Consider the following 26,561-nt stretch of genomic DNA (forward strand, 5'->3'; position numbering starts at 1 on the left):
TTGCATATCAGAGTGTATTGATAAAAGTGTAAGGGGTCACTATAATGAGGGCATAAAGATAAATCACATTTTCGTAGCAATAAAAAGGAGGAAATAATATGGAAATCGCAATGGCAGTTTTGAAATTTGTAGGTGGCGTAATCCCGTTAATTCAAGAACTTTTAAAAGCATTTATGTAAGTGTATTAGTTAGCTATCATTTATCAATCATTATCATATCTTACTAAAAAAAGAACGGGGTGATTTTTCTGAATATTAAGAAAAACGCTAAAAGAAGAAAGTTCCTTGCATGTTTATTAGTTAGTCTATGCACTATTAATTATTCATCTATTTCCTTCGCAGAAACACAAGCCAGTAATGCAACTGATGTAACCAAAAATGCTAGTGGCATTGATACTGGTATAGCAAATCTTAAATATAATAATCAAGAGGTTTTAGCTGTAAATGGTGATAAAGTAGAGAGTTTTGTTCCGAAAGAAAGTATCAATTCAAATGGTAAATTTGTAGTAGTGGAACGCGAGAAAAAATCACTTACAACGTCACCAGTCGATATTTCAATTATTGATTCTGTAGTGAATCGCACGTATCCAGGAGCGGTACAACTTGCAAATAAAGCTTTTGCAGACAATCAACCTAGTTTATTAGTGGCGAAGAGAAAGCCTTTGAATATTAGTATAGACTTACCTGGCATGAGAAAAGAAAATACAATTACTGTCCAAAATCCGACATATGGTAATGTAGCTGGAGCAGTAGACGATTTAGTATCTACTTGGAATGAAAAGTATTCTAAAACACATACGTTACCTGCAAGAATGCAGTATACGGAATCTATGGTTTATAGTAAATCACAAATCGCAAGTGCCCTTAACGTTAACGCTAAATATCTTGATAACAGTCTAAACATTGATTTTAATGCGGTTGCAAATGGAGAGAAAAAAGTGATGGTAGCGGCATATAAGCAAATATTTTATACCGTAAGTGCTGAACTACCTAACAATCCATCCGATCTTTTTGATAATAGTGTTACTTTTGGTGAGTTAACTCGTAAAGGTGTAAGTAATTCGGCTCCACCTGTTATGGTCTCAAATGTAGCTTATGGTAGAACTGTTTATGTAAAATTAGAAACAACATCTAAGAGCAAAGATGTACAAGCTGCATTTAAAGCCCTACTTAAGAATAACAGCGTCGAAACGAGTGGACAGTACAAAGATATTTTTGAAGAAAGTACCTTTACTGCTGTAGTATTAGGCGGAGATGCGAAAGAGCATAACAAGGTTGTTACTAAAGATTTCAATGAAATCCGAAATATCATTAAAGATAATGCTGAATTAAGTCTTAAAAATCCAGCATACCCAATTTCATATACAAGTACTTTCTTAAAAGATAATGCAACTGCTGCTGTTCATAACAATACAGATTATATTGAAACGACAACTACAGAATATTCAAGTGCTAAAATGACACTTGATCATTACGGTGCTTACGTTGCTCAATTTGATGTATCTTGGGATGAATTCACATTTGACCAAAAGGGTAATGAAGTACTAACACATAAAACATGGGATGGTAGCGGAAAAGACAAAACGGCTCATTACTCTACAGTTATCCCTCTTCCACCAAATTCAAAAAATATAAAGGTCGTAGCAAGAGAATGTACAGGTCTTGCATGGGAATGGTGGAGAACAATTATTAATGAACAAAATGTTCCATTAACAAATGAAATAAAAGTTTCAATTGGAGGAACAACATTATACCCAACAGCTAGTATTAATCATTAAGTATAAAAAAGCGCCCTATAAGTAGGGCGCTTTTTTACTTAGTCACAAATTTTATCCCGCATTAACGGGCAGTAAGACCCCCACCTCAAAATTCAGCGAAAGCAAAGAAGTTAGGTGGGGGATGAACAAAACCCCCACTGATTAATAATGTAATTCCTCATATAGTTAATCGGCGTCGATTTACTTCTTCACGTAAAATGGATTGAAATGAAATTCCTATTACTTGGACAAGTGTTGCTAAAAGTGCGGCAATTGAAGGAATAAAACTTTAAAAAGTTTATGCTCTTTTGTTTACGGCCAACTTAAAAAACTGTTAGGGTGATGTTTTTGTATGACTCTTTCGTTAGCAATCGGTTGTACATCATCATGAATTTGAACACCTACTGTTTCAGGTAAGAAGAAAGTAGCTCCTTCATTGTTCGCAATATGTTGTACATGAATGACTGTTTTATGTTTTTCACGAAATACTTTCAATACTTCCTTGGCTTTTTGTACGGCTTTTTCAGGTTGATATAATTCCATATTGCCGCCTTCAAAGTAATCATTTTGTATGTCTACTAATAGTAACGCTTCGTTCATCTTTATTCCCCCATACTTATTGATTCAGTACGTTATTTGTACTGTACCGTTATTATATAAATTGCAACTATGTGGAAGTAATAACGTCGTGAAACGATTTTCGCGTATATAGTTTCATTGTGTAAAAATTGGTATAAGTACAGATGAATTTTGTGGAATTCACGGCAAACGTATAGGTAGAGTGACATTGTAGGATAAAAACCATAACTTTGCTGGAGGTGCGGGGTTATGGTTTTTTGTTATGAGGAAATGCGATTTTAAGTTTTTGCTGATGGTGTTTTTTTAGGATATGCTGTGGGTGATTGGAGTGAGGTAGTGTAGAATATTGTCGACTAATCGATATATTGAAAAAATCGTTGATATATTGTGAGTTGTGATAGATATATTGGAAAAATCGTTGATATATTGCGAGTTATGATTGATATATTGAAAAAATCGTTGATATATTTGTAAAGGGGTGTTTGAGGTGATTGTGAAAGAACGAAAAATGCCGATTTATATAAGACAGTTAGAAGCACTTCTTAGAAGGTTACCTGTACATCATCCGAAACGAAATTTAATTGGAGAAAACTTGGCAAAACACATGGCGGGGTATAAAGGGGAGCAAGCGATTGATTATCCACTTAGTTTTATTTCTGAGAAAGAGTATAGTATTTTACATGATGTTCGCTTATCTAATCATGATCAATACTTTCAAATTGATACTATTATCCTTTCCACAAAATTTCTTCTTTTTCTTGAGATAAAAAATATAGCAGGCACATTACTGTTTGATGCAAAGTTCAATCAACTTATCCGAATAACAGAAGGAAATTTAGAGGGATTCCCAGATCCGGTTTTACAAATAAAAAGGCAAGAAATACAACTTAAGAAATGGTTAAGCTTACATGGATTTTCTTCTAGTTGTCCAATTGAGTCCCTCGTTGTTATTAGCTCGCCTCGTACCATTATAAAATCTTCAGATGACAATCTTCTTCATACAATTATTCACAGTGCAAATTTACCTCATAAAATAAAGTGGTTTGAAAGTAAATATAAGAGAAAAGTTATAGATAATGTAGATAGGCTCATTCATCAAATAATAATGGAGCATTCTCCACTTCAACAAAATATACTTGAGCAATATAAAATAGAAAAAGAGGAGTTGCTAAATGGAGTACAATGTGAGAAATGCTTAGTTATTCCAATGGTTAAAGTGAAGAAAGGCTGGCGTTGTACAAGTTGTAAAGATTTTTCAAAAGTGGCACATGAGGATGCTATACGAGATTATGCATTGCTCATTAGTACGACATGTACGAACGGTAATTTGAAAGAGTTTCTCCATGCTTCATCGGGTATGATTGTAAACAGAATTCTCCACACACTAAATCTTCCCTACACCGGCAACAACAAAGGACGAACCTATGATTTAACACACCTCCAATCATAATTTTGCTATAATAAATACGTACTTATACGAAGGGGAGTTTAATGTGAAAATGAAATCATTTAATATCGATCATTTTATCGCGAGTGTTTTACAGTGGATATTAAATATAGCTCTAATTATATTGTCCATTGTCTTATCGATCTTTTTAATTAACGAGACAATCACATTTATTCAATACATATTTTCAGCGAAGAAGTATACGTCCTATAAATTAGTTGAAAGCATCATTGTCTACTTCTTATACTTTGAGTTTATCGCATTAATTATTAAGTATTTCAAATCGAATTATCATTTCCCGTTACGTTATTTTATTTATATTGGAATTACGGCATTAATTCGATTAATTATCGTATCTCATGAGAAACCGATGGAGACGTTATTATATGCGGGATCCATTCTTGTTTTAGTTATTGCTTTATACATATCGAATATGAGAGATTTGAGAAAAGAGTAGTAGTGCAGGCGTAGCTTGCACTACTTTTTATGTCTTGACCTTCAAGTTACTTGAAAGTTTACAATGAAAATAGGGCGTTTGAAATTGAAAAAAATTGAGAAATTAAGTGAAGAGGTTTCTTTTACTTGGAGGTTATAGCAATGAGTCAGGAATTGAAGTTACGTCCTTTAGAACGGGAAGATTTAAAGTTTGTACATGAACTTAATAATAATGCACATATTATGTCGTATTGGTTTGAAGAGCCGTATGAAGCTTTTGTAGAACTGCAGGATTTATATGATAAACATATCCATGATCAAAGTGAACGCCGTTTTATCCTGGAGAAAGATAATGAGATGGTTGGATTAGTCGAGTTAGTGGAAATCGATTATATTCATCGAAGAACTGAATTCCAAATTATTATTGATCCGAATTATCAAGGACATGGTTATGCAGCGGAAGCGACGCGTTTAGCGATGGATTACGCTTTTTCTGTATTAAATATGCATAAACTTTATTTAGTGGTGGATAAGGAAAATGAAAAAGCAGTACATGTTTATAAAAAAGTTGGATTTATGGTAGAAGGTGAACTTCTCGACGAGTTTTTCGTGGATGGTAACTATCATAATGCGATAAGAATGTGCATGTTTCAGAAGGAATATTTTGAAAGCAAGTAGTTGAATGATTTGGAAGTAATGTTGACGCTTCGTAAAACTGTATGCTAAAATCCCTTTTAAGTATTAAGGAAGGTGCAGAACATGCTTTATATAAAATTTGTAAAACTCATTAGAAAACTTTGCTCCGCACAAATGTATACGGTGAAGCGTTGTACGGAGCTTAATCAAGGGGCATAAATCCCCTATATTCATCGGCTGAATAACTTTTCGAAAAAAGTATAGTTTACCTATGCTTGTTTCGTTATGGTTTTTCAGCTGATGTATAAAATAGATTAAGGGCCATAGACAATGCTTTGTCTATGGCCCTTTGTGTATATTATTCCAATGAGCTTTTACTGTAAATTGGAGTAGTATGGGAAAACCACGAAGCAGAGGGCTAGTGTCGAATGACGCTATCTCTCTGCTTTTTTTAATTTCAGGAAAAGAGGAATAAAAATGAGTTTACTTAAAGTTGAAAATTTATCACATAGTTTTATAGATAAAGCATTATACGAAAATGCTTCTTTTGATTTGCATAAAGGAGAACATATGGGGATTGTTGGGCAGAATGGTGCAGGAAAAAGCACATTAATGAAAATATTGGTGGGGGAAATTATTTCTGACAAGGGGAGCATTAAGTGGCAACCTAATATTCAAATTGGACATCTTGATCAATATGCAGAAATTGATGGGAGCTATACCATTGCACAATATGTAAAGCGAGCCTTTTATGATTTGTTTGAAATGGAAAAGAGGATGAATACGTTATATGAAGAAAGTGCGATGACTGGAGATGAGAATCAACTATTGAAAGCAGCTGAAATACAAGAGCAGCTTGAGGCTCGCGATTTTTATTCGGTAGACAGCGTAATAAATAAGGTGGCAGCCGGTTTAGGTATTGACGCTATTGGGATGGATTGTGTTATTGGTGAATTAAGCGGAGGACAACGGGCAAAGGTGATTTTAGCAAAGCTTTTATTAGAAGAGCCTAATATTTTATTACTAGATGAACCGACAAACTTTCTTGATAAAGAGCATGTTGAATGGCTTGCTAATTATTTAATGAATTTTGAAGGGGCGTTTATTGTAGTATCACATGATTTTGATTTTCTAGAAAAAGTAACTTCTTGCATATGTGATGTAGAGTTTGGAACGGTGAAGAAGTATTACGGCAAATACTCAGATTTTGTAAGACAAAAGGAGCATTTACGAAAAGATTATATTCGCCAATATGATGCACAGCAAAAGAAAATTGAAAAAACGGAAGAGTATATTCGTAGAAACATTGCTGGAGTGAATTCCAAAATAGCACAAGGACGTAGAAAGCAGTTGCAGCGTATGGAAAGAATTGCGCCGCCAAGTTTTACTCATAAACCGTCTATTCATTTTCAGGAACTTCCTATTTCTGTTCAGACAGTTCTTGAAGTAAATAACCTTGAAGTTGGTTACGATTTTGCTCTCTTACCAAAATTGAATTTTTCAGTAATGGGTGGGCAAAAATTTGTTATTACAGGGTTCAATGGAGTAGGGAAATCTACTTTATTAAAAACAATCATGGGTATTATTTCTAGTATTTCTGGAGAATTTCATTTTTCAGAGCAAATAAAGATGGGATATTATGAGCAAGATTTAAATTGGAGTAATGATTCTTTAACGCCGCTTCAAATTATTTCGGAACGATTTCCAAAACTGAATACGAAGGAAATACGTCATCATTTAGCTGCATGTGGTGTGAGGGATACTCATGTTTCACAAGAAATTCGTACGTTGAGTGGTGGTGAACAATCAAAGGTTAAATTATGCGGATTATTATTATTACCTTGTAATTTCTTAATCTTAGATGAACCGACAAATCACCTAGATGCAGAAGCGAAGGAAGCTTTGCAAAAGGCGTTAATACAGTTTAAGGGGAGCGTTATACTCGTATCTCACGAAGCAAGTTTTTATCTTGATTGGGCAGATAGTATTTTTAATATAGAGACAGGATTAGTTAAGGGGGTGTGAAACATATGAGTAGAAATGATTGGAAAAAGAAAATTATTATATTTTTGACCGCTCAAACGATTTCGTTGTTCGGTTCCTCTCTCGTGCAATACGCGATTATATGGTATATCACCTTAACAACATCGTCAGGGTTAATGTTGACCATTTCAACCGTTTGTGGTTTCCTACCACAAATTGCGATATCTTTGTTTGCAGGTGTTTGGATTGATCGTTATGACCGTAAAAAGATGATTATGTTATCGGACGGGGTTATAGCAATTGCTACGTTAGTTTTAGCAGGTTTATTTTTAACAGGATATAAAAGTATTTGGTTACTTTTTATCGTACTACTTATTCGTTCAGCTGGGACAGGGGTACAAACGCCAGCTGTGAATGCGTTAATCCCACAAATCGTTCCGAAAGATCATCTTATGAAAGTAAATGGGATAAATAGCAGTATTACATCTTTAATTATGTTTCTTTCTCCAGCAGCAAGTGCTGCAATTCTTTCTATTGCTAGCATTGAAACGACATTTTTTATTGATGTTATTACGGCTATGATTGGAATTAGTATTATGTTTATTATTCAAGTGGAGAGACATGTGAATGCAGAGAGTAAGCAAAAATCTAATCTACAAGGCATAAAAGAAGGTTTTGCTTATTTAAAAGAAAATGTATGCATTAAAAGGCTACTCGTTTTATTAATCATTGTCATGATTTTAATAAGTCCAGCTGCCTTTTTAACCCCTTTAATGGTAACTCGTTCCTTCGGTGCAGAAATGTGGAGACTTACTGCTAGTGAGATGACTTTTAGTGCGGGGGCAGCAGCTGGTGGCGTATTAATTGCGGCATGGGATGGTTTCCGTAATCGTATGCATACAACAGCGCTAGCTTGTGCGTTGTATGGACTGCTTATGATTGGACTAGGAATTGCACCCATATTTATTATGTATTTAGTATTTAATTTTTTAATTGGTATAACAATGCCGTGCTTCAATACACCAGTTACTGTGTTATTGCAGGAAAAAGTAGAACCTTCTATGCATGGGCGTATGTTTAGTGTTGTACAAATCGCTAATTCATGCGCGCTTCCTTTAGGAATGATCATATTTGGCCCATTGGCTGATATGTTTAGTGTAGAAATTTTGTTAATTTATGCTGGGATATTCGTGCTATTATGTGCGATTTATGTTGTAGTAAGTAAGAGATTTGAAGTGTAAATATTTATGTTTGAAAAGGTTTGTGAGGCAATTTAAGATGCCTTAACAAACCTTTTTTTGTTTTGGTCAATAATTATTTATCGTTTTGCAATAAATAATTATTGACCATTAATGTTATTTTGAGTAATATGATGTTAACTAATCAAAAGATTATACGAATAGAGGAGAATATAAGATGAAGAAAAAATACTTACTAGCTTCTAGTCCAATATTTTTAGGAGTGTTATGCATCATCATGTTTAATATAATTGGTTCTGAAGTGAAACCAGATGGAACTTTAGTGGAGCCATTTTTCTTAATTCCGTTAGCATATTTATTTACTTTTACTGGAATTGTTTTGGTTTTGTGCGTGGCTCTTTTCTCGGTGCTTCGAAAAAAGACAGTATGATAAAACACTCACTATGAAATAGAAACATACTATATGTAAGAAAAATAATAAGTGAGCTGAATCATGATGAATCATTATTTTTATAGTGGTAGACAAGTGGGAGCAGCTATTACGCTGGCAGGAGCGCAAGGGACTATGCATGCTGTGTATCAGACCATTCAAATGCAGCAGCAACAAGCACAAGTAGCGCAAATGATGCAAAGTCAGTATATGCCGTATGCGCAGCCGCCTATGCAAATTGTACATTACGATGTACATCCAGCAGGTTTATTTTCCATTCCATATGGCGGGACATACTTCTTATGAAAGAAAGCGACTGATCAGAGTCGCTTTCTTTTTTATATTCCGCCTAGCTTCATTCCAAGGAATGCGAAGAGGAGACCAATTATGTAAGTAGCACTTAAATATAGAAATAGTATGCCAAAGTTTTTACGATTGAAGAGCTGAATGGACTCTAGCTTAAATGTTGAAAATGTAGTGAACGCTCCCATAAATCCAGTACCTAATAATAATTGCCAATTTGTAGTGACTCCGTTACCAATTATATATCCGAGTAAAAATGCTCCTGTTATATTAATGAGAAACGTAGCAATTGGAAATGAAGTTTTATTCCTTTTTTTAAACCAATTGCTAATTGCAAATCGTGTAATAGCACCGAAAAATCCTCCTGTTGCTACTAATAAAGCTTCTATCATAAGTGATCACCTTCCGTAAGATGTTTCTTAATTAAGAAATCACCTAGTGTAAAGCCAAGTCCAGACATAATGAGGCCACCAAGTATGCTGCATGATACATATAAGAAGGCTATGCTCCACTCAGAATGATTGATCAATTGAATAGTCTCTACACTAAATGTTGAAAACGTCGTAAAGGAACCAATGAATCCAGTCCCAATGCCTGTGATAATCTCTGACGGCAAGATGTTTCGCCGAGCTATATAGGTAGTTAGCCACGCTAATAAGAAGCAGCCGGCTAAGTTAATAAGTAATGTAGCTAATGGAAATGAATGATGCCAAAATGTATGAATAGTAAGTCCTAAATAATAACGAGAGAGGGCTCCTAATATACCGGCAATGCCAACGATAATATAAATCAATTTTCTCACCTCTTTAAATAGCTTGCTCCAAAAAATAGACTCCTACCAGTAGTTATACTGGTAGGAGTCATTAGCTAAGCAGCGTTTATGGCGAACTCCATCGCCTATAATTATTACATATAGTGTACTAAACATTGCGTTGGATTTCCAGTGAAGGAGTTGGGGCATTTTGTACTTTTGATGATTTAAGAGCAAGAATTATTACTTATAAACTAAATATAGTGATATAGGGTTTTCAATGTGATAAAATATTTCGTATGTCTGTCATTCAGTTTTAGTTAACTGAAAATAAAGATAATTAAGTTGGGTGTTTTAGAAAAGGGGCGTTTATTTGAAGAAATTATTAAAAATAGTACTAATATGTATTTTAGTAGGGGTGGGAGTTGTCGGTGGTTTTTTAGGGTATATGACACTTACTAAAGAACAGCCTGCTGATGTTGTAAGTTTGAAGGTGGAAAATAATAAAGAGCGCGTATTAGCGACAGGAAATGAATTTAAAGTTACAACATTTAATATTGGATATGGTGGATTAGATAAGGACCAAGACTTCTTTATGGACGGAGGAAAGGGTTCTGGTTCTAGTAGTAAAGAACAGACTGAAGTGAACTTAAAGAATATGCTTTCGTTTTTACAAAATGAGAATAGTGATTTTGCGTTATTACAAGAAGTTGATATAAAATCACTGCGATCTTTTGATGTGAATGGGCATGAATTTTTGAAAAATGGATTACCTGATTATGCTTCGTCGTTCGGAAAGAACTATGACACAAAATGGGTCCCTGTACCAATTACAAGTCCAATGGGATATGCGGAGGCCGGGTTAAGTACGTTTTCTAAATATACGGTTCAAACAGCGAAGAGATTCCAGCTTCCTGGAATGGAACCTTGGCCAAAGCGTTTATTCGATTTAGATCGAGCGATTGTTGAATATACAATCCCTGTTAATAATGGAAAGTATGTTAGACTTGTAAACTTACATTTGTCTGCGTATGACGAAGGCGGGAAAATTAGAAAACAGCAAGTAGAGTATTTAAAAGAATATATGAACAAGCATTATAAAAATGGTGATTACGTAATAATGGGCGGAGATTGGAATCAATTGCTTTCTGACGTTCAATTAAGTGATCCGAAGTTTGTGAAAGAGCGTCCTGAGTGGTTAGTAGAGTTACCGAAGGACTTTACTGATGGAGGCTTTAAGTGGGCTGTAGATCCGTCAGTTATGACGGTGAGAGATGATGTGAAGAAGTATGTAGAAGGTGAAAACTTTGTCACGATTATTGATGGCTTTATCGTTTCACCAAATGTGGAAATTGTAAATGTACAAGGGAAAGATTTAAAGTTTGAAAATAGCGATCATAACCCAGTAAGTGCGGTATTTAAGCTGAAGTAATTAAGTGCAGAAGGTGGGGCTTCATATATGGAGTGGTTAAAGAGAACTTGTTTTTCTAACCTTGAGAAAGAATCACAGAAAAATCATTTATTACTGTTTATCACGATTTGTAGTTTCTTCCTTGGAATAATCGCGATTGGGTATTACGGATATATTTTTACGGAGAGAGCAATAGCGTTTTGGGTTTGTGGTATTTCTGTTGTTGTATTTGGAACGTTTTTTACTTTTATAAAAAGTATGGAATCAATGTATAAATACATCATGACATTTATGTTGCTTATGATGTCTTTCATTATGGTACAAGCTTTTAATGAAAGCCCAGCGGTATTTCAAATGGTCTACTTTACACTAGCAGTTTCACTTATTTATTTAAGTGAACGTCTCGTTATCATTCTCGGCGGAGTGGCGGTTGTTATCACATTTATTCTTTGTAGTTATTGGCCGGAGCAATTTTTTGCTTATACAGCGGCATCTGAAGCTGCAAACTTCGCGAGTTTGTTAGCGATCGTAACGATCGCAATGTGGGGCGTAACGAAGATTGGCTCTAATCTGTTAGCTCGTTTAAGTGATGAGAAGCAAGAAGTAATGAGGAAAGCTCAGGAGCTAGAAGAAACGCAAAGACTTATTGAGGAAACTGTGGTGAAACTAGATAGTAATTTCAATCATTTAAGACAAAATATGAATACATCGATGGAGTCGATGAGTGAAATTAATTTGGCTTTTGAAGAGGTGGCAGTTGGCACGCAATCACAATCAGAGATGATGCATCGTTCGGTAGAAGTATTGAACGATATGGAGGGGAATATTGAACAAATCATTTCTCAAGTAAGAAATGCATCGATTCGTGTGGATGAAAGTTTAGAGATTTCAAAGGGTAGTGTACATACTTTACGAAATTTTGAAGCGAATATGAGAAGTTTAAATGATGTTGTTTCACAATCAGGAATTATATTTAGAGATTTAATGATGCAATCGAAGCAAATTAATGAAATTGTAGATGTAATAACGAATATTTCCAGTCAGACGAGTTTGCTAGCTTTAAATGCAAATATTGAAGCGGCAAGAGCAGGCGAGCATGGAAAAGGATTTGCTATTGTAGCGAATGAAGTATTAAAGCTTGCCGAAGAATCGAATCATTCTGCGGGGAGAATTCAAGGGATTTTGAAGGAGTTTAGTAATCAAGCGAGTAAGGTAGAAGTGCAAGTAGAAAAATCAGAAAGAGTACAAGAAGAATGTAACGAAATGCTAGCAAGCGTTTTAACAAACGTAACGGATTTAGGGAAGTTTATTGATACAATTAATGATGTAATGAGAGAGATTGTTGATCATCAAGAAAATTTTCAAGTTAAAACGACGAATATCGTAAAGGATGTTACACATGCTTCTAACGTAATCCAGCAAACTTCTGCGGCTACGGAAGAAGTGTTAGCGAGTGTGGAAGAAGAAAAACATCGAAATGATACATCAGTGAAGACGTTACATACTGTTAGCGAGCAAGTGAAGTTGCTAGAAGATATTTTAGAAAAGTAATATCGGTTGAAAAGGGCACATCATGTGTGCTCTTTTTCATTTAAACGAATACTTGATAGGAATTTAATTGCTTTTCTGCGCGTTTTCTGCCAAGCTTAAGGAGATAAAGTGAGACTTTAATTAGTGGGGCTATACGCTACTAATTATTAGTTGAACCCCGCAAATAGCGGAATTAAAATACTTCAAAGAAAGAATTATATAGGTGACGCATATGATCGAAGTTAAGACTTCTGAACTTAGTGATGGAGAATTTAATAGAGGTGTATTTGCAACTCGTGATATTAAAAAAGGTGAGTTGATACACGCAGCACCAGTTATCTCTTATCCGAATGAACAGCATGAACACATTGAGAAAACGTTACTTGCTGATTACGCATTTGAGTATGGGATCAATCATACGGCAATCCTTTTAGGATACGGTATGTTATTTAATCATTCATATAAACCAAATGCAACGTATGATATTGTCTTCGAGAACCATACGTTTAACTTCTTCGCTTATAAGGATATAAAAGCGGGAGAAGAAATCTTAATCAATTATAATGGTGAAGTTGATAATGACGAGCTGTTATGGTTTGATAAAGAAAAAGAAGAGAACGAAAAGTAAAATAAGTAATAAAAGGGATGCTTTTACATAGGTAAAAGCATCTTTTTTATTGATGAAAATAAAGTAAAGATTACAAAAAAATACCACTTTATTTTCGTGTGGTATAGTAAGATACTGAAGGATAGTGTTTTGAAAAAGTAATATATTTTACAAATTGTTGTCTTTCTGATGACATGTCAAGTTTAGTAGCCCATTTTGGTTGCTTTATTATGCAATATATATTTTAATATGAGTGGCACCTCTTATAAATTAAGAGGTTTATAGGTGTCTCGAATTGATTTTGGGTACACTGTATCCACCACTTTAGGTTCATTTCATGTACGTGGGGATATTATGGGCCCGTATAACGGGATAAAAAGAATATAGAAATAGAGGAATCGTAAAATGAATATGCAAGAGGTTTATAAATATTTAAGTACGGTATTGCCTGAAGGTCATGTTAAACAAGATGAAATGTTAAAGAATCATACGCATATTAAAGTTGGCGGAAAAGCAGATGTATTTGTTGCGCCTACGAATTATGATGAAATTCAAGAAGTTATCAAATATGCTAACGAATATAATATTCCAGTTACGTTTTTAGGAAATGGATCGAATGTCATCATTAAAGACGGTGGAATTCGCGGAATTACAGTAAGTTTAATTCACATTACAGGTGTGACTGTAACAGGAACGACGATTGTAGCACAGTGTGGTGCAGCAATTATTGACGTATCACGTATTGCATTAGATCATAATTTAACGGGTCTTGAGTTTGCTTGTGGTATTCCAGGTTCAGTTGGCGGAGCATTATATATGAATGCTGGTGCTTACGGGGGGGAAGTATCGTTTGTATTAACAGAAGCTGTTGTAATGACAGGTGATGGAGAGCTACGTACTTTGACGAAAGAAGCATTTGAATTTGGATATCGTAAGAGTGTATTTGCAAACAACCATTACATTATTCTTGAAGCGAGATTTGAACTTGAAGAAGGTGTACGTGAAGAAATTAAAGAAAAAATGGATGATTTAACGTTTAAACGTGAGTCAAAACAACCTCTAGAATATCCTTCATGTGGTAGTGTATTTAAGCGCCCACCGAATAACTTTGCTGGTAAATTGATTCAAGAATCAGGACTACAAGGTAAGCGAATTGGTGGAGTGGAAGTTTCTCTAAAACACGCTGGATTTATGGTGAATGTTGATAACGGAACAGCACAAGATTACATTGATTTAATTCACTTTGTACAAAAGACCGTTGAAGAGAAATTTGGCGTGAAGTTAGAGCGAGAAGTAAGGATTATTGGGGAAGATCTACAGTAATCTTTGAATTAAAAGTGTATAAAAGTATGAATTATTTTGAAATAATATTTGGGTATTGTTGACAATTTGTTTTCAATTCAATATAATGGCTAATAATTTAACAAATAACATACGTTGAAAGAGCCCAGTAGCAGTTTGTCACTGTTAACGAGAGAGCTAGGGGTTGCTGGAACCTAGCACAAACAAACTTGCGAATTACACTCTGGAGTATCTTAGGTAATGCTAAGCGGATTGGCAATCGATATTATTGCTAAGAGTGGTATGAGTAGCTATGCTATTTATACAAACTGGGTGGTAACACGGTGAATCATCGTCCCTATGTCATAGACATAGGGACTTTTTGTTTTCAAAAAATAGAGGGGATGACAAAAGATGAATATTATTGATGAATTAGAATGGCGCGGCGCCATTAATCAACAGACGGACGAAGAAGGTTTACGTAAGCTAGTAGATGAGAAAAAGATTTCACTATACTGCGGAGTGGATCCGACTGGTGATAGTATGCATATCGGACATTTGATTCCGTTTATGATGATGAAGAGATTCCAGTTAGCTGGCCATCATCCTGTTATTTTAATTGGCGGGGCAACAGGAACAATTGGTGATCCGAGTGGACGACAATCAGAGCGTCAACTTCAAACGTTAGAAGTGGTTCAGCATAATGTAGATGCGTTAACAGCGCAAATGAAAAAGCTATTTGATTTTGGCGGAAATAGCGAAGTGAAGATGGTAAATAACTACGACTGGACACATGAAATAAACATTATTGAGTTTTTACGTGATTACGGGAAAAACTTTAGCATTAATAGCATGTTAGCGAAGGACATTGTAGCAAGTCGTTTAGATACAGGGATTTCTTTCACGGAATTTACGTACCAAATTTTGCAAGCGATGGATTTCCATCATTTATACACGAAAGAAGATGTGCAACTGCAAATTGGTGGTAGTGACCAATGGGGAAATATTACGAGTGGATTAGATTTAATTCGTAAGTTAGAAGGGCACGAAGCGAAAGTGTTCGGATTAACGATTCCGTTATTATTAAAATCAGATGGTACGAAGTTCGGTAAATCAGCAGGTGGTGCGGTTTGGCTTGATTCTGAAAAAACAACACCGTTTGAATTTTACCAGTTCTGGGTGAATACAGATGACCGTGATGTCGTTAAATACTTGAAATACTTTACGTTCTTAACGAAGGAGCGCATTGATGAATTGGCAGCGAAGGTAGAAACAGAGCCTCATAAGCGTGAAGCACAAAAAGTATTAGCGGAAGAAATGACGAAATTCGTTCATGGAGAAGAAGCATTATTGCAAGCGGTGAAAATTACAGCAGCGTTGTTTAGCGGAGATATTAAATCGTTAACAGCCGATGAAATTGAACAAGGCTTTAAAGAGATGCCAACATTCGAGTCTTCAAAAGAAACGAAAAACATCGTAGAATGGCTAGTTGATTTAGGAATTGAACCATCTAGACGACAAGCACGCGAAGACATTAATAATGGTGCGATTTCTATGAATGGTGAAAAAGTAACAGATGTGGGTACGGATGTAACTGTAGAAAATTCATTTGATGGACGATTTATTATTATCCGTAAAGGGAAGAAGAACTACAGCCTTGTGAAGTTAGGAGAATAGTTTGTGTGAAAGGATGGGAGTAGGAACAATACTTCCATCCTTTCGTATACATAATTTAGACGTAAAATAATCAGTAAATTTAGATAATTAAAAGGGTTATATTATTCTTCTGCCGAATAAATAAGTTAGAGAAAATTACGGATAAAGTGAAACTTTAATCAGTGGGAGGGGTTGATCCCCACTGATTATTAGTTGAACCAATCGGGCTTTTACTGCCCGATAATGCGGGATAAAAATAGCCCGAACCATGCTGGGCATGATTCGGGCTTATATTCAGATTAGTAAGCTAAGCTGAATAGACCTTTAATGTGTGATAAGTAACGAACGTTACTTGCTTCTTTCATTAATGATGCTGGTAAACCTTTAAGTGGAGTATTGCTTGCTCCGATTGTAGCAACCGCATCTTTACGTCCTAGACTAGCAAGTGTTCCAGAGTTTACAGGTGCGAACTCTTCGAATGCTTTGCCTTCTAGTGCTGCGTATAAGTTGTATCCAATTAACTCACCCATTTGCCAAGCGATTTGTGCAGTTGGTGGGTATGGACGACCATCTGGAGAGAAGACAACAGCGCTGTCTCCAGCAACGAATACGTCTTTGTGAGAAGTAGATTGTAGGTATGCATCAACTGTTGCACGACCACGGTTTACTTCAAGACCTGATTCACCGATTAATGGGTTACCTTGTACGCCACCTGTCCAAACGAATGTGTTAGCAACAAGTTTTTGACCGTCTTTTAAGTCAATTTCGTTGCCAGCAACGTTTGTTACAGGAAGACCTGTTAAGAATGTAACACCGCGTGCTTCTAGGCTAGTAGTTGCACGTTCGATTAAGTGGTCTGGTAATACTGGAAGGATTTTTGGACCTGCTTCAACAAGAAGAAGTTTAACTTCTTTTGGATTTACGCCGTGGCTTTTTGCAAGTTTAGGCATAATGTCAGCAAGCTCACCAACTAGCTCAACGCCAGTTAATCCGCCACCACCGATTACGATTGTAGCATCAGCTTCGTTTTTCGTTTTCGCGTATTCACGAATACGGTCTTCAACGTGTTTGTAGATTTTGTTTGCATCAGCAGCAGATTTTAATACCATGCTGTTTTCTTCTAGTCCTGGAATACCGAAGTAAGCAGTTTTACTTCCTAAAGCAACTACAAGTGCATCGTAAGATAAAGTAGTGCCACCAGCTAGTTTGATTTCTTTGCTATCAACTGAGAATGACTCAACTGTTGCAATTTTAAGATCGATGTCTTTACCTTTGAAAAGCTTTGTAAGTGGCATTGCAATTGCTTGCTCAGCAACGTTACCAGCTGCAAGGCGGTGTAGTTCAGTGATAATTTGGTGTGTTGGGTATTGATTAATCACTGTAACTTGTGCTTCTGATTTGCTGTAATATTTACGTACGTTTAAAGCGGCAAGAAGACCGCCATAACCAGCGCCTAAGATGACAATTTGTTTTGACATAGTATGATATCCCCCGTCTTTACTAATTGTTGTTATAAGTTAACTTATTTATTGTTACGTTCTGCACTAATTTGAAGATATGCGTTCACAAAGCGGAACATTTTTTGTGCTTGTGGGTCTTTTAATAATTTTAATAGACCGAACAGGCCGATAACTTCGTTGCTTTCGTCAGCACGATCTTTCGCTTCGATTGCAGTAGCAGCCATGCTTTTCACTGTATCTTTTACAGGTTCTACAAGCTCTGTGATTGCACCAACAGTGTCGCTTTTTAATACTTCATCAGTAGCAACAGTTTGAGCGAAGTCATAAGACTTAGTTAAAATGTTAACAAGCTCAGTTAATTTTGGAAGCTGTTCTACTAGTGTAGTTAATGATTCTTGTACCTCAGGTTTTAACAACTGATCAAGTACATCAAGTTGTCCTTGGCTAGCAGAAATTTGTACAGTTTCTTGTTCTGGCTTTGTTTGAGTCATAGTTTCTGGCATCTCCAATTCTCCTTTACGATAGCAATACTCTTATTTTTGATAGGTAAGATAGTAAACGCTTGCGAAACTTTATACAAAGTTTCACAAAGCACAATAAAATGCCTTTAAATTTATGCCAGCAAGTAAGCTGAAATCATAAATCCAAAACCATAATGTCTTACCTATTATTTATGAACTGTCCGATACATGGCTTGTCCGCATAATGGAAAGCTCCGTTACCGGAAAGTGTATATAATATATATCCTATATTATATACTATATACACCTATGTTAACATAAAAATGATTCCTAATTATTCGATATTAAGCGTATAACGTAGTACTGACAAGGCGTGAAAGCGCATAAATTATTTTGATAAGGTTAGAAATGTACGTATATATAAAGAAAAAAAGGAAAAAATGGACAAATTTATGTTCATTTTTTCCTTTTTTATTGTTCACCCTCTGTAATTAGCATCGATGTATTACCGCTTTTTTCAAGATGGCATTCGCCCCAAGTACAAAGAGAATCAAGAATGGATTCTAAAGACCAACCGTAGTCTGTAAGAGAATATTCTACTTTCGGTGGTACTTGATTGTATACCTTTCTTTGAATAACTCCATCTTCTTCTAGTTCGCGTAATTGCTGTGTTAACATTTTTTGTGTAATACCAGGCATGAGACGTTTTAATTCACTCGTTCTCTTTGTCCCTTTCGTTAAGTGGCAAAGAATAACGACTTTCCATTTTCCGCCGATAACCTCTAAAGTTGCTTCAACGGGAATATTATATTTCTTCATATAAAAATCTCCTTTGATGAATGTAGATTTCAGTTTTCCAACAAAAGAAGCTAAATAATTTAAATGTTACTAAAAAGTACCTATAGCACTTTAAAGTACGTACTTTTTATCATGTTGAATATGTTCCATAATAGCATACGTAAGAGGGAAATGAGTAGTACGGTACTAAAAAGTGCCTATGTTACTTTTTGGTACCTATCGTACTTTAAAGTGCGTTCTTCAAAAAAAGAGTGAAGCCATTCATAATAGCATATATCAGCAGTAACATTATCTTTGTAGAAGAAAAAAGGCCTTTTTTCATACTATTATGATTGGATTTCTGGCATTAAGGAGGAGTTCAATTGAATTCATATACAATATCTTCTTCGGCAGTACAGAAGAATCGGAGAAGTATGTTTGCTTTATTGGCACTAGCAATTAGTGCGTTTGGAATTGGTACAACCGAATTTATTAGTGTCGGTTTATTACCATCTATTTCAGAGGATTTACATGTTTCCGTTACAACAGCGGGCTTAACCGTTTCTTTATATGCGTTAGGAGTAGCGTTTGGTGCCCCAGTATTAACGTCATTAACAGCTAGTATGTCGCGAAAGACGTTATTAATGTGGATTATGATTATTTTCATTATTGGTAATGGAATTGCGGCAGTGGCAACAAGTTTTACCGTGTTACTTATCGCGAGGGTTGTATCTGCTTTTGCACACGGCGTTTTTATGTCGATAGGATCCACAATTGCGGCTGCGCTTGTACCAGAGAATAAACGTGCGAGTGCAATTGCATTTATGTTTACTGGATTAACTGTTGCGACCATTACAGGCGTACCAATTGGAACATTTATAGGTCAACAATTTGGCTGGAGAGCATCGTTTATGGTAATTGTGGTAATTGGAATCGTTGCCTTAATCGCCAATAGTATGCTGATTCCGTCTAACTTGAAAAAAGGTACGTCCGTATCATTTCGTGATCAATTCAAACTGATTACGAACGGAAGGTTATTACTTGTTTTCATCATTACTGCATTAGGATACGGTGGGACATTTGTAACGTTTACGTATTTATCTCCGTTACTACAAGAAGTAACAGGGTTTAAAGCAAGTACTGTTACAATCATTTTGTTAGTGTACGGAATCGCAATTGCGATTGGGAATATGGTCGGCGGAAAATTATCAAATCATAATCCGATTCGAGCGTTATTTTACATGTTCTTTATTCAAGCAATTGTATTATTTGTTTTAACATTTACAGCACCATTTAAAGTTGCTGGGTTAATCACAATTATTTTCATGGGACTATTCGCATTTATGAATGTTCCAGGGCTGCAAGTATATGTCGTTATTTTGGCTGAGCGCTTTGTGCCTAGCGCTGTCGATGTTGCATCAGCAATGAATATTGCAGCATTCAATGCAGGAATCGCTCTTGGTGCTTATTTAGGCGGTGTTGTAACGAACTCGTTAGGGTTAATTCATACGGCGTGGGTAGGCGGCGTTATGGTAGTAGGTGCTGTTATTTTAACAGCATGGAGTATGGCATTAGAAAAAAGAGATCAGGCAAAATAAAGGAGAGAAAATATAATGAAAAATTTACAAAGTACAATAACATTGCATAACGGTGTAGAAATGCCTTGGTTCGGTTTAGGTGTATTTAAAGTAGAAGATGGACCAGAACTGGTAGAGGCTGTAAAGTCGGCGATCAAAGCAGGATATCGCAGTATTGATACAGCCGCGATTTATGGAAACGAAAAAGCGGTTGGAGAAGGAATCCGCGCTGGTATAAAAGAAGCGGGCATTTCTCGAGAAGATTTATTCATCACTTCAAAAGTGTGGAATGCAGATCAAGGATATGAAACGACACTTGCTGCATATGAAGAGAGCTTAAAAAAATTAGAGCTAGATTATTTAGATTTATATCTTGTTCATTGGCCTGTAGAAGGGAAATACAAAGATACGTGGAGAGCGTTAGAAACACTTTATAAAGAAGAACGAGTACGTGCAATTGGCGTAAGTAACTTCCAAATTCATCACTTACAAGATGTAATGAAAGATGCGGAAATTAAGCCAATGATTAACCAGGTAGAATACCACCCTCGTTTAACGCAAAAAGAATTACAAGCTTTCTGTAAAGAACAAGGTATTCAAATGGAAGCATGGTCACCACTTATGCAAGGTCAATTATTAGATAACGAAACATTACAAGAAATTGCTGAGAAACATGGTAAAACAACAGCACAAGTTATTTTACGTTGGGATCTTCAAAATGGAGTAATCACAATTCCAAAATCAACGAAAGAACACCGCATTATTGCAAACGCTGATGTATTTAATTTTGAATTAACGAAAGAAGATATGGAAAAGATCGATGCGTTAAATCAAAATCACCGCGTTGGTCCAGATCCTGATAACTTTGATTTCTAAGATTCAAGTAAGAAAGAAAAAAGGGTGCTTTTATGCACTCTTTTTTTGTGTATAAAAATATTTTCTAAATAAATACTACTTAGTATTAAGTTTGTTATAAGGGGCTGTAAACATGAATATAAAGCAATCGTTCAAACTTTTAGCTATGCTTTTAAGTGTTTTATTTGTGTTATTCCCACTTCAAAAAGCATTTGCAGAAGTTATGGATCATACAAAGTATCAAATGGATTGGAGTTATAGTAAGTCAAAGAAGAAGCCAATTCGAACAGAACTTATTAAAACGGCAGATGGCAAAATTGCTTTTTGCTTAAATGTAGATTTGAAATCTCCGAGCGGTCAAGATTTACCGGAAATGGGGAAAGTGGATATTAACGTGTACCGCGTACTATTGAATGGATATCCACAAAAGAGTCCACAAGAATTAGGTGTTTCTGATTGGAGAGAAGCGCATTACGCAACGCAGCTTGCAGTATGGAATGCGTTAAAACAAATCGATATTAATGATTTAGATTTCCGTAATAAAAATGTAGAAAAGGTAACGAAAGATATCGTTGCAAAAGCAAACGCTAGTGAAGAGTTACAAGAAATTACGATGAGTGTAACGCCTACAGAAGAACAAGAAGCGGTATTAAAAGATGAGTTTTTTGAAACAGGTTTATACACAGTACAAACTAACGCGAAAAGTGGAACGTATAAAGTACAGGCAACAGGTGCACCGCAGGGCGCGAAGTTCGTAAATGAAAAAGGTGAGGCGAAAACAGAATTTAATGTGGGAGAGAAATTCCGCATTTTAATTCCGAAACAAACACCGGCTGGTGGATTTAGTTTCAAAGTAATAGGGAATTTAACGAAGTTACAAGGGATTGCACATAAGGGCACACCGACAATTCAAAATGCAGTAGTATTACTTGAGCGTAGTGAAGAAAAAACAAGTCCAGAGTTAGCGGTAAGTTGGAAAAAAGCAAATGGTCATGATAATAAACCAAATAAACCCTATACACCAAATGAACCACATAAACCGAATCAATATAACAGATGATGAAAAAAGCGTTGGCATTTGCCAATGCTTTTTTATTGGTTTAAATTTTGCCACGAAAAATTTCTATAGCACCTTTTCTTTAGAAGTACGAAAAGGGTTAGAATTCGTTTGTTTTGGCTTCATTACACCACCGTAAGGTATAATGAAAATGAGAAATTAGAAAGAGAGAAGGAATTATGACTCTTCATATTTGTAAAGTAACGGATGAAAATTGAAATGAAATTGCCAATTTAAAAGTAACGGGAGAACAGCTTGCATGTATTGAAAGTACGGTTTCAGAGTGTTTAGTCGATGCTGATACAAAATATAAAGGTGAGGCTGCTTCAGTAGGTTTTTATGACGGTGATATGCCAATCGGATACGCGATGTATGGTTGGTTTGAAGAAAAAGAGAAGGCTGTATATTTAAATCAATTTATGATTGATAGTAATTGCCAAGGTAAAGGGTATGCGAAAACATTATTGCATTTGCTAATAGATTATTTACAAAAAGAATATGATAGAAAAGTTATATATTTAAGCATACATCCAGAGAATAAACTTGCCCAAAAATTAAATGAATCCATCGGGTTTCATTTAACTGGTGAAATTGAAGGTGAATGGATAAATGGAAAAGGATTTATAATGAAACGTATACTGAACTAATAAAAAAACCTGTTAAAAAAGAGTAGTATCTTTTTTGACAGGTTTTTATTTTAAAATAATATTAAATTCCATTAATCGTAACGTTAAGATTAATGGATTAAATTCACTGAATTGTAACATTATTCTGATTGGGAGTGCTATCAAACAAAGTGTAAAGCGTGTACAATTCAGTTGGAAAAACTGCCTATAGATGGTCATATATGAAGAAAATGTAAGATTCTATTACTATTTTTAGATGTATAGATGACAATACTAAATTATATTTTTTATTATTCTCTTTTTATGTACGAAGAGAACTCATCACAAATAGAGAGAAGTGAGGAGGGCATATTACATAAAAATTTTACAATGTAAGAAAGCGAATATATTTAGAGAAATGCGGTAGTAATTGATATAGGTGTGCGAGGTGTTAGTCTATTCGTTAAATGTTTTTATGAAAATAATAGGATTTTTCATTAAATGAATGTATAGGATGGTTTGTTTAAAAACAGGACAGGGGACACAGATTATGTCGAAGAAAAAGACGAGTAGGGTATTAGTAGCTGGTGTTTGTTTAGCTACGTTATTAACGCCATATGGACTTGAATTACCTAAGGTGTATGCAGAGATGACGATTGAAGATAAGGAGAAACAGCAAGAAGAGCGAGTGTATCAATTACTGCCAAAAGGTGATGTAGAAGGGATGCGTGAGTTGCATCAGCGTCGAATGAGTTTTTCTCCTTATGAACCAACGGGCATTTATGTAAAGCCAGGTGAAGAAGTAGTTATTCAAGTAGAAGGGAATCAACAGATTAGAGCCTATATTGGCACATATTCTTATGAAAAAGAAGAACCTAAACAATTCAATTTAAATCCTGGTGAGAATAAAATTTCTTCTTCAAATAGGGGACTATTATACTTTTATAATTATCACAACACAGGAGAAGTAGTCGCTAAAGTGAAAAAAGGTGGTACACCAAATCCTTTATTTATTTTAGGAAAGCATACGACAAAAGATTGGAAGCGTATGTTGGCAGAGAATCCTAATCCATATGCAATAGAAATGAAGGGAGAAAATAGTTTATTAACTATGCACCCTGAAACTGTGAAGGAACATTTGAAGCAAGAAGATCCAGCTGCGTTATTAAAGAAACACGATGAAATAATTAATATAGAACATAAGATATCAGGTTTATCAAAAGATGGTGCGGGTGTTGCGAATCAAGGTAAACATTCCATTCATTTTGTTGAAGACTGGTATACGGACAATTATATGTATGCGACTTATTATCGAACAGCTTATAGTAAAGGGAATTTAGAGTCAGTACTAAATCTAGAAGAGTTAACTAATGATGGATGGGGGCCTTGGCATGAAGTGGGACATCAACATCAACAGGACACTTGGTTATGGGATGGACTTGGAGAAGTAACCGTTAATATTTATTCTTTGGCAGTTCAAACTACATTCGGGCATAAAACAAGGTTAGAGCAAGAGGGGCGCTATGAAGCTGCATTTGCTTATTTAGGTAAACCGGATGCACAAGAAAAGATGGATGTATTTGAGAAATTAGTTATGTTTTGGCAGTTGCATTTAGCTTATGGGGATCAATTCTATCCGAATTTACATCAAATGTATCGTTTGTTACATGATACAGAACTGCCTAAATCTGATGAAGAGAAAAAGCAGATGTTTATTTATATGACGTCAAAAGTCGCAGGACAAAATTTAATTCCTTTCTTTGATAAATGGGGATTAATTGCAAATGATGCTACGAGAGAAAAGATTGAAAAATTAAATTTACCAAAATTAGAAAAAGAAATATGGTTATCGACAGATAGTAATCCAATTCGAGAAAAACAGACTGAGCCATATGAAGTTCCATATGGTGAGCCGAATGATACAAAAATACAAAATGTAGCAGTTGGTACTACATATGATGAGAAAAAAGCAAACGAACTTGTACAAAATTTAGGAGAAAGTGTAAAAGTAACAGGTGTAATTATACAAGATAAACCTGGGATTGGAGAAAAAACTGTAAAAGTAGAAATTATAGATAAAAAAGGGAATAAAAATTTAATTCCAGTTGTAGTGAATGTTGGTTATGGTGATGGTGTAATTTTCCAAGGTGATGGCGATACGATACGTTCTATCGTAACGGCGAATCATAATACGAAAAAGCTACAGGCAACATCAACGGACTCTAAAGTTCATTATCGTTTTGAAAAGGAAAAATATATGGGTCTTGCGATTTATGATAAAAATGGAAACGAGAAAAAACGTGTAATAGCAGAAGGGCAAGAGACTTCAAAGAATTTTGCAAATCAATTAAATGGTTTAGATTTTGTATATGGTGATGTTGTGGAAGTATATCATGCAGAATCAGATCGATTAAAGTGGTATCAAAAGAATGAGTTTGTAGGTAAGGGAAAAGGGGAAACAGAACAAAAGTTGTATTTTAAAATAACGGAGCAAGGTTTCGAGAGAATAGAAGCTCAGCAAGAAGTAACGGCAGTACCGCAAAAAGTAGTAATCGGAACAGATGCTGAAAAATTAGAAGCGAAAAACTTTGTTCAAGTGAAAGATGGAGAAGTAATTGGATTTGTAGAAAGACCAGATACAACAAAAATCGGTGAACAAACAGTGAAAGTAGAAACGAAAGACTACTTTGGAAATAAGGAAGTGACAGAAGTACCATTGGAAGTAATCTATGGCGATAGTTTAGTCTTCCAAGGTAATGGTAATACAACGCGTTCTGTCGTAACTGCGGATCATAATACGAAAAAGCTACAGGCAACATCAACGGATTCTAAAGTTCATTATCGCTTTGAAAAGGAAAAATATATGGGAATCACGCTATATGATCAAAATGGAAATGAAAAGAAAGTTATTTCTGTAGAAGGACAAGAGACTGCTAAAAATTTTGCAGAACAGTTAAATGGTGTAAACTTCGCATATGGTGATGTTATTAAGGTATATCATGCAGAATCAGATCGATTAAAGTGGTATCAAAAGAATGAGTTTGTAAGTAGCGGTAAAGGGAAACAAGAGTTGTACTTTGAAATAACGGAAAAAGGTTTTGAAAAAATGGAAAGCTTACAAGAAGTAACGGCAGTACCACAAAAAGTAGTAATCGGAATAGACGCTGAAAAATTAGAAGCGAAAGACTTTGTTCAGGTGAAAGATGGAGAAGTAATCGGATTTGTAGAAAAACCGAATACAACAAAAATTGGTGAACAAAAAGTAAAAGTAGAAACGAAAGATCGTTTTGGAAATAAGAAAGTGACGGAAGTACCAGTAGAAGTAACATATGGAGATAGCATTGTATACCAAGGGCTTAGTAATGTTGTTCGTTCTATTGTAACGTTAAATCATGAGGATAAGAAACTACATGTAACGTCTACAGATGAACAAATTCATAGCTACTTTAAAAATGAATTATATATGGGAATTACGTTATACGATCAAAATGGAACTGAGAAAAAGCATGTAACAGCAGAAGGGCAAGAGACTTCAAAGAATTTTGCTGAGCAAGTAAATGGCACTCCATTTGAGTATGGAGATGTTATTGAAGTGTATCATGCAGAACCGAGTCGTTTACAATGGTATAAAAAGAGTAAATTAGAAGAGCAATTAGCTTTAACAAAAGTTTCATTTAAAGTTACTCAAAGTGGATTAGAACAAGTAAAGGGAATATAATAAAAGAAAAACGCGCATAGATATTGTATCTATGCGCGTTTTTCTTT

Annotated in this window: 23 protein-coding genes, 1 pseudogene, 1 riboswitch and 1 other annotated feature; of the genes and pseudogenes, 18 read left to right on the top strand and 6 right to left on the bottom strand. The window is 35.3% G+C overall.

Annotation, left to right across the window (positions count from 1 at the left end):
• The first annotated feature begins 238 nt into the window (after positions 1-238).
• Positions 239-1,777, top strand: coding sequence for an anthrolysin O/cereolysin O family cholesterol-dependent cytolysin Alo (gene alo, locus QCI44_RS01910; protein ID WP_016135993.1), 1,539 nt, complete (start codon positions 239-241; stop codon positions 1,775-1,777).
• A gap of 303 nt (positions 1,778-2,080) precedes the next feature.
• On the opposite strand, the pseudogene QCI44_RS01915 reads toward alo, so the two are convergent.
• A pseudogene (locus QCI44_RS01915) lies at positions 2,081-2,356 on the bottom strand (isochorismatase family protein); the annotation flags it as partial.
• 472 nt (positions 2,357-2,828) lie between these two features.
• On the opposite strand from QCI44_RS01915, the gene QCI44_RS01920 reads away from it, so the two are divergent.
• The 7 genes from QCI44_RS01920 (at position 2,829) to QCI44_RS01950 (ending at position 8,771) form a co-directional block, all read left to right on the top strand.
• The gene (locus QCI44_RS01920; protein WP_016135992.1) at positions 2,829-3,785 is read left to right on the top strand and encodes a nuclease-related domain-containing protein; all 957 of its coding nucleotides are present in this window, start codon (positions 2,829-2,831) and stop codon (positions 3,783-3,785) included.
• 49 nt (positions 3,786-3,834) lie between these two features.
• Positions 3,835-4,239: a phosphate-starvation-inducible protein PsiE gene (gene psiE, locus QCI44_RS01925; protein WP_016085619.1), complete on the top strand. Its 405-nt coding sequence runs from the start codon at positions 3,835-3,837 to the stop codon at positions 4,237-4,239.
• A 140-nt stretch (positions 4,240-4,379) separates the two neighbouring features.
• Positions 4,380-4,895, top strand: coding sequence for a spermidine N1-acetyltransferase (speG, locus tag QCI44_RS01930; RefSeq protein ID WP_016085620.1), 516 nt, complete (start codon positions 4,380-4,382; stop codon positions 4,893-4,895).
• A gap of 435 nt (positions 4,896-5,330) precedes the next feature.
• Entirely contained in the window at positions 5,331-6,878 is a 1,548-nt protein-coding gene (locus tag QCI44_RS01935; protein WP_016085621.1) for an ABC-F family ATP-binding cassette domain-containing protein, read from the top strand.
• Positions 6,879-6,883: 5 nt separating this feature from the next.
• Positions 6,884-8,077, top strand: a complete 1,194-nt coding sequence (locus QCI44_RS01940) for an MFS transporter (RefSeq protein WP_016135990.1) — start codon at positions 6,884-6,886, stop codon at positions 8,075-8,077.
• A gap of 175 nt (positions 8,078-8,252) precedes the next feature.
• Positions 8,253-8,465, top strand: coding sequence for a DUF3955 domain-containing protein (locus QCI44_RS01945; protein ID WP_016085623.1), 213 nt, complete (start codon positions 8,253-8,255; stop codon positions 8,463-8,465).
• A 63-nt stretch (positions 8,466-8,528) separates the two neighbouring features.
• On the top strand, positions 8,529-8,771 hold the full coding sequence (locus tag QCI44_RS01950; protein ID WP_016135989.1) for a DUF3947 family protein: 243 nt from the start codon (positions 8,529-8,531) through the stop codon (positions 8,769-8,771).
• A gap of 32 nt (positions 8,772-8,803) precedes the next feature.
• On the opposite strand, the gene crcB (QCI44_RS01955) is transcribed toward QCI44_RS01950, so the two are convergent.
• Both crcB (QCI44_RS01955) and crcB (QCI44_RS01960) read right to left on the bottom strand, forming a co-directional pair.
• Entirely contained in the window at positions 8,804-9,160 is a 357-nt protein-coding gene (gene crcB, locus QCI44_RS01955) for a fluoride efflux transporter CrcB (protein ID WP_016135988.1), read from the bottom strand.
• Positions 9,157-9,561 carry a fluoride efflux transporter CrcB gene (gene crcB, locus QCI44_RS01960; protein ID WP_016135987.1) on the bottom strand — a complete coding sequence of 135 codons (405 nt, stop codon included), beginning with the start codon at positions 9,559-9,561 and terminating at the stop codon, positions 9,157-9,159. The genes crcB (QCI44_RS01955) and crcB (QCI44_RS01960) overlap by 4 nt, the downstream gene beginning before the upstream one ends.
• A gap of 54 nt (positions 9,562-9,615) precedes the next feature.
• Positions 9,616-9,675: riboswitch (Fluoride riboswitch) on the bottom strand.
• A 217-nt stretch (positions 9,676-9,892) separates the two neighbouring features.
• Between crcB (QCI44_RS01960) and QCI44_RS01965 the strand changes: the two genes are divergently transcribed.
• From QCI44_RS01965 to tyrS, 5 genes are all read left to right on the top strand, one after another.
• A complete protein-coding gene (locus QCI44_RS01965) occupies positions 9,893-10,951 on the top strand; it encodes an endonuclease/exonuclease/phosphatase family protein (RefSeq protein WP_016135986.1) in 1,059 nt (352 codons plus the stop codon).
• A gap of 27 nt (positions 10,952-10,978) precedes the next feature.
• Positions 10,979-12,481: a DUF4077 domain-containing protein gene (locus tag QCI44_RS01970; RefSeq protein WP_016135985.1), complete on the top strand. Its 1,503-nt coding sequence runs from the start codon at positions 10,979-10,981 to the stop codon at positions 12,479-12,481.
• Between the two features lie 211 nt (positions 12,482-12,692).
• Entirely contained in the window at positions 12,693-13,088 is a 396-nt protein-coding gene (locus QCI44_RS01975; protein ID WP_000573647.1) for an SET domain-containing protein, read from the top strand.
• A 384-nt stretch (positions 13,089-13,472) separates the two neighbouring features.
• Positions 13,473-14,390, top strand: a complete 918-nt coding sequence (gene murB, locus QCI44_RS01980) for a UDP-N-acetylmuramate dehydrogenase (protein WP_016085628.1) — start codon at positions 13,473-13,475, stop codon at positions 14,388-14,390.
• A gap of 105 nt (positions 14,391-14,495) precedes the next feature.
• Positions 14,496-14,711 (top strand) — a binding site (T-box leader).
• Positions 14,712-14,762: 51 nt separating this feature from the next.
• A complete protein-coding gene (gene tyrS, locus QCI44_RS01985; RefSeq protein ID WP_016085629.1) occupies positions 14,763-16,025 on the top strand; it encodes a tyrosine--tRNA ligase in 1,263 nt (420 codons plus the stop codon).
• A gap of 278 nt (positions 16,026-16,303) precedes the next feature.
• On the opposite strand, the gene QCI44_RS01990 is transcribed toward tyrS, so the two are convergent.
• The 3 genes from QCI44_RS01990 to QCI44_RS02000 all read right to left on the bottom strand — a co-directional run bounded on the left by QCI44_RS01990 (position 16,304) and on the right by QCI44_RS02000 (position 18,744).
• On the bottom strand, positions 16,304-17,482 hold the full coding sequence (locus QCI44_RS01990) for an NAD(P)/FAD-dependent oxidoreductase (RefSeq protein WP_000043197.1): 1,179 nt from the start codon (positions 17,480-17,482) through the stop codon (positions 16,304-16,306).
• A gap of 44 nt (positions 17,483-17,526) precedes the next feature.
• Entirely contained in the window at positions 17,527-17,967 is a 441-nt protein-coding gene (locus tag QCI44_RS01995) for a DUF1641 domain-containing protein (RefSeq protein ID WP_001115309.1), read from the bottom strand.
• A 429-nt stretch (positions 17,968-18,396) separates the two neighbouring features.
• Positions 18,397-18,744 (bottom strand): winged helix-turn-helix transcriptional regulator, encoded by a 348-nt coding sequence (locus tag QCI44_RS02000; RefSeq protein ID WP_000760478.1) that lies wholly within the window; start codon positions 18,742-18,744, stop codon positions 18,397-18,399.
• Between the two features lie 392 nt (positions 18,745-19,136).
• Between QCI44_RS02000 and QCI44_RS02005 the strand changes: the two genes are divergently transcribed.
• From QCI44_RS02005 to QCI44_RS02025, 5 genes are all read left to right on the top strand, one after another.
• Complete coding sequence (locus tag QCI44_RS02005; protein ID WP_176553795.1) at positions 19,137-20,300, top strand: MFS transporter; 1,164 nt, start codon at positions 19,137-19,139, stop codon at positions 20,298-20,300.
• A 15-nt stretch (positions 20,301-20,315) separates the two neighbouring features.
• Positions 20,316-21,155: an aldo/keto reductase gene (locus QCI44_RS02010; protein WP_016135983.1), complete on the top strand. Its 840-nt coding sequence runs from the start codon at positions 20,316-20,318 to the stop codon at positions 21,153-21,155.
• A gap of 112 nt (positions 21,156-21,267) precedes the next feature.
• Positions 21,268-22,194 (top strand): thioester domain-containing protein, encoded by a 927-nt coding sequence (locus QCI44_RS02015; protein ID WP_016085632.1) that lies wholly within the window; start codon positions 21,268-21,270, stop codon positions 22,192-22,194.
• A gap of 221 nt (positions 22,195-22,415) precedes the next feature.
• The gene (locus QCI44_RS02020; protein ID WP_353811519.1) at positions 22,416-22,838 is read left to right on the top strand and encodes a GNAT family N-acetyltransferase; all 423 of its coding nucleotides are present in this window, start codon (positions 22,416-22,418) and stop codon (positions 22,836-22,838) included.
• A gap of 508 nt (positions 22,839-23,346) precedes the next feature.
• A complete protein-coding gene (locus QCI44_RS02025; protein ID WP_033659972.1) occupies positions 23,347-26,514 on the top strand; it encodes a putative mucin/carbohydrate-binding domain-containing protein in 3,168 nt (1,055 codons plus the stop codon).
• Positions 26,515-26,561 lie beyond the last annotated feature (47 nt).

The organism is Bacillus cereus group sp. RP37 (assembly GCF_040459695.1).
In the GTDB taxonomy this organism is placed as follows: Bacteria; Bacillota; Bacilli; order Bacillales; family Bacillaceae_G; genus Bacillus_A.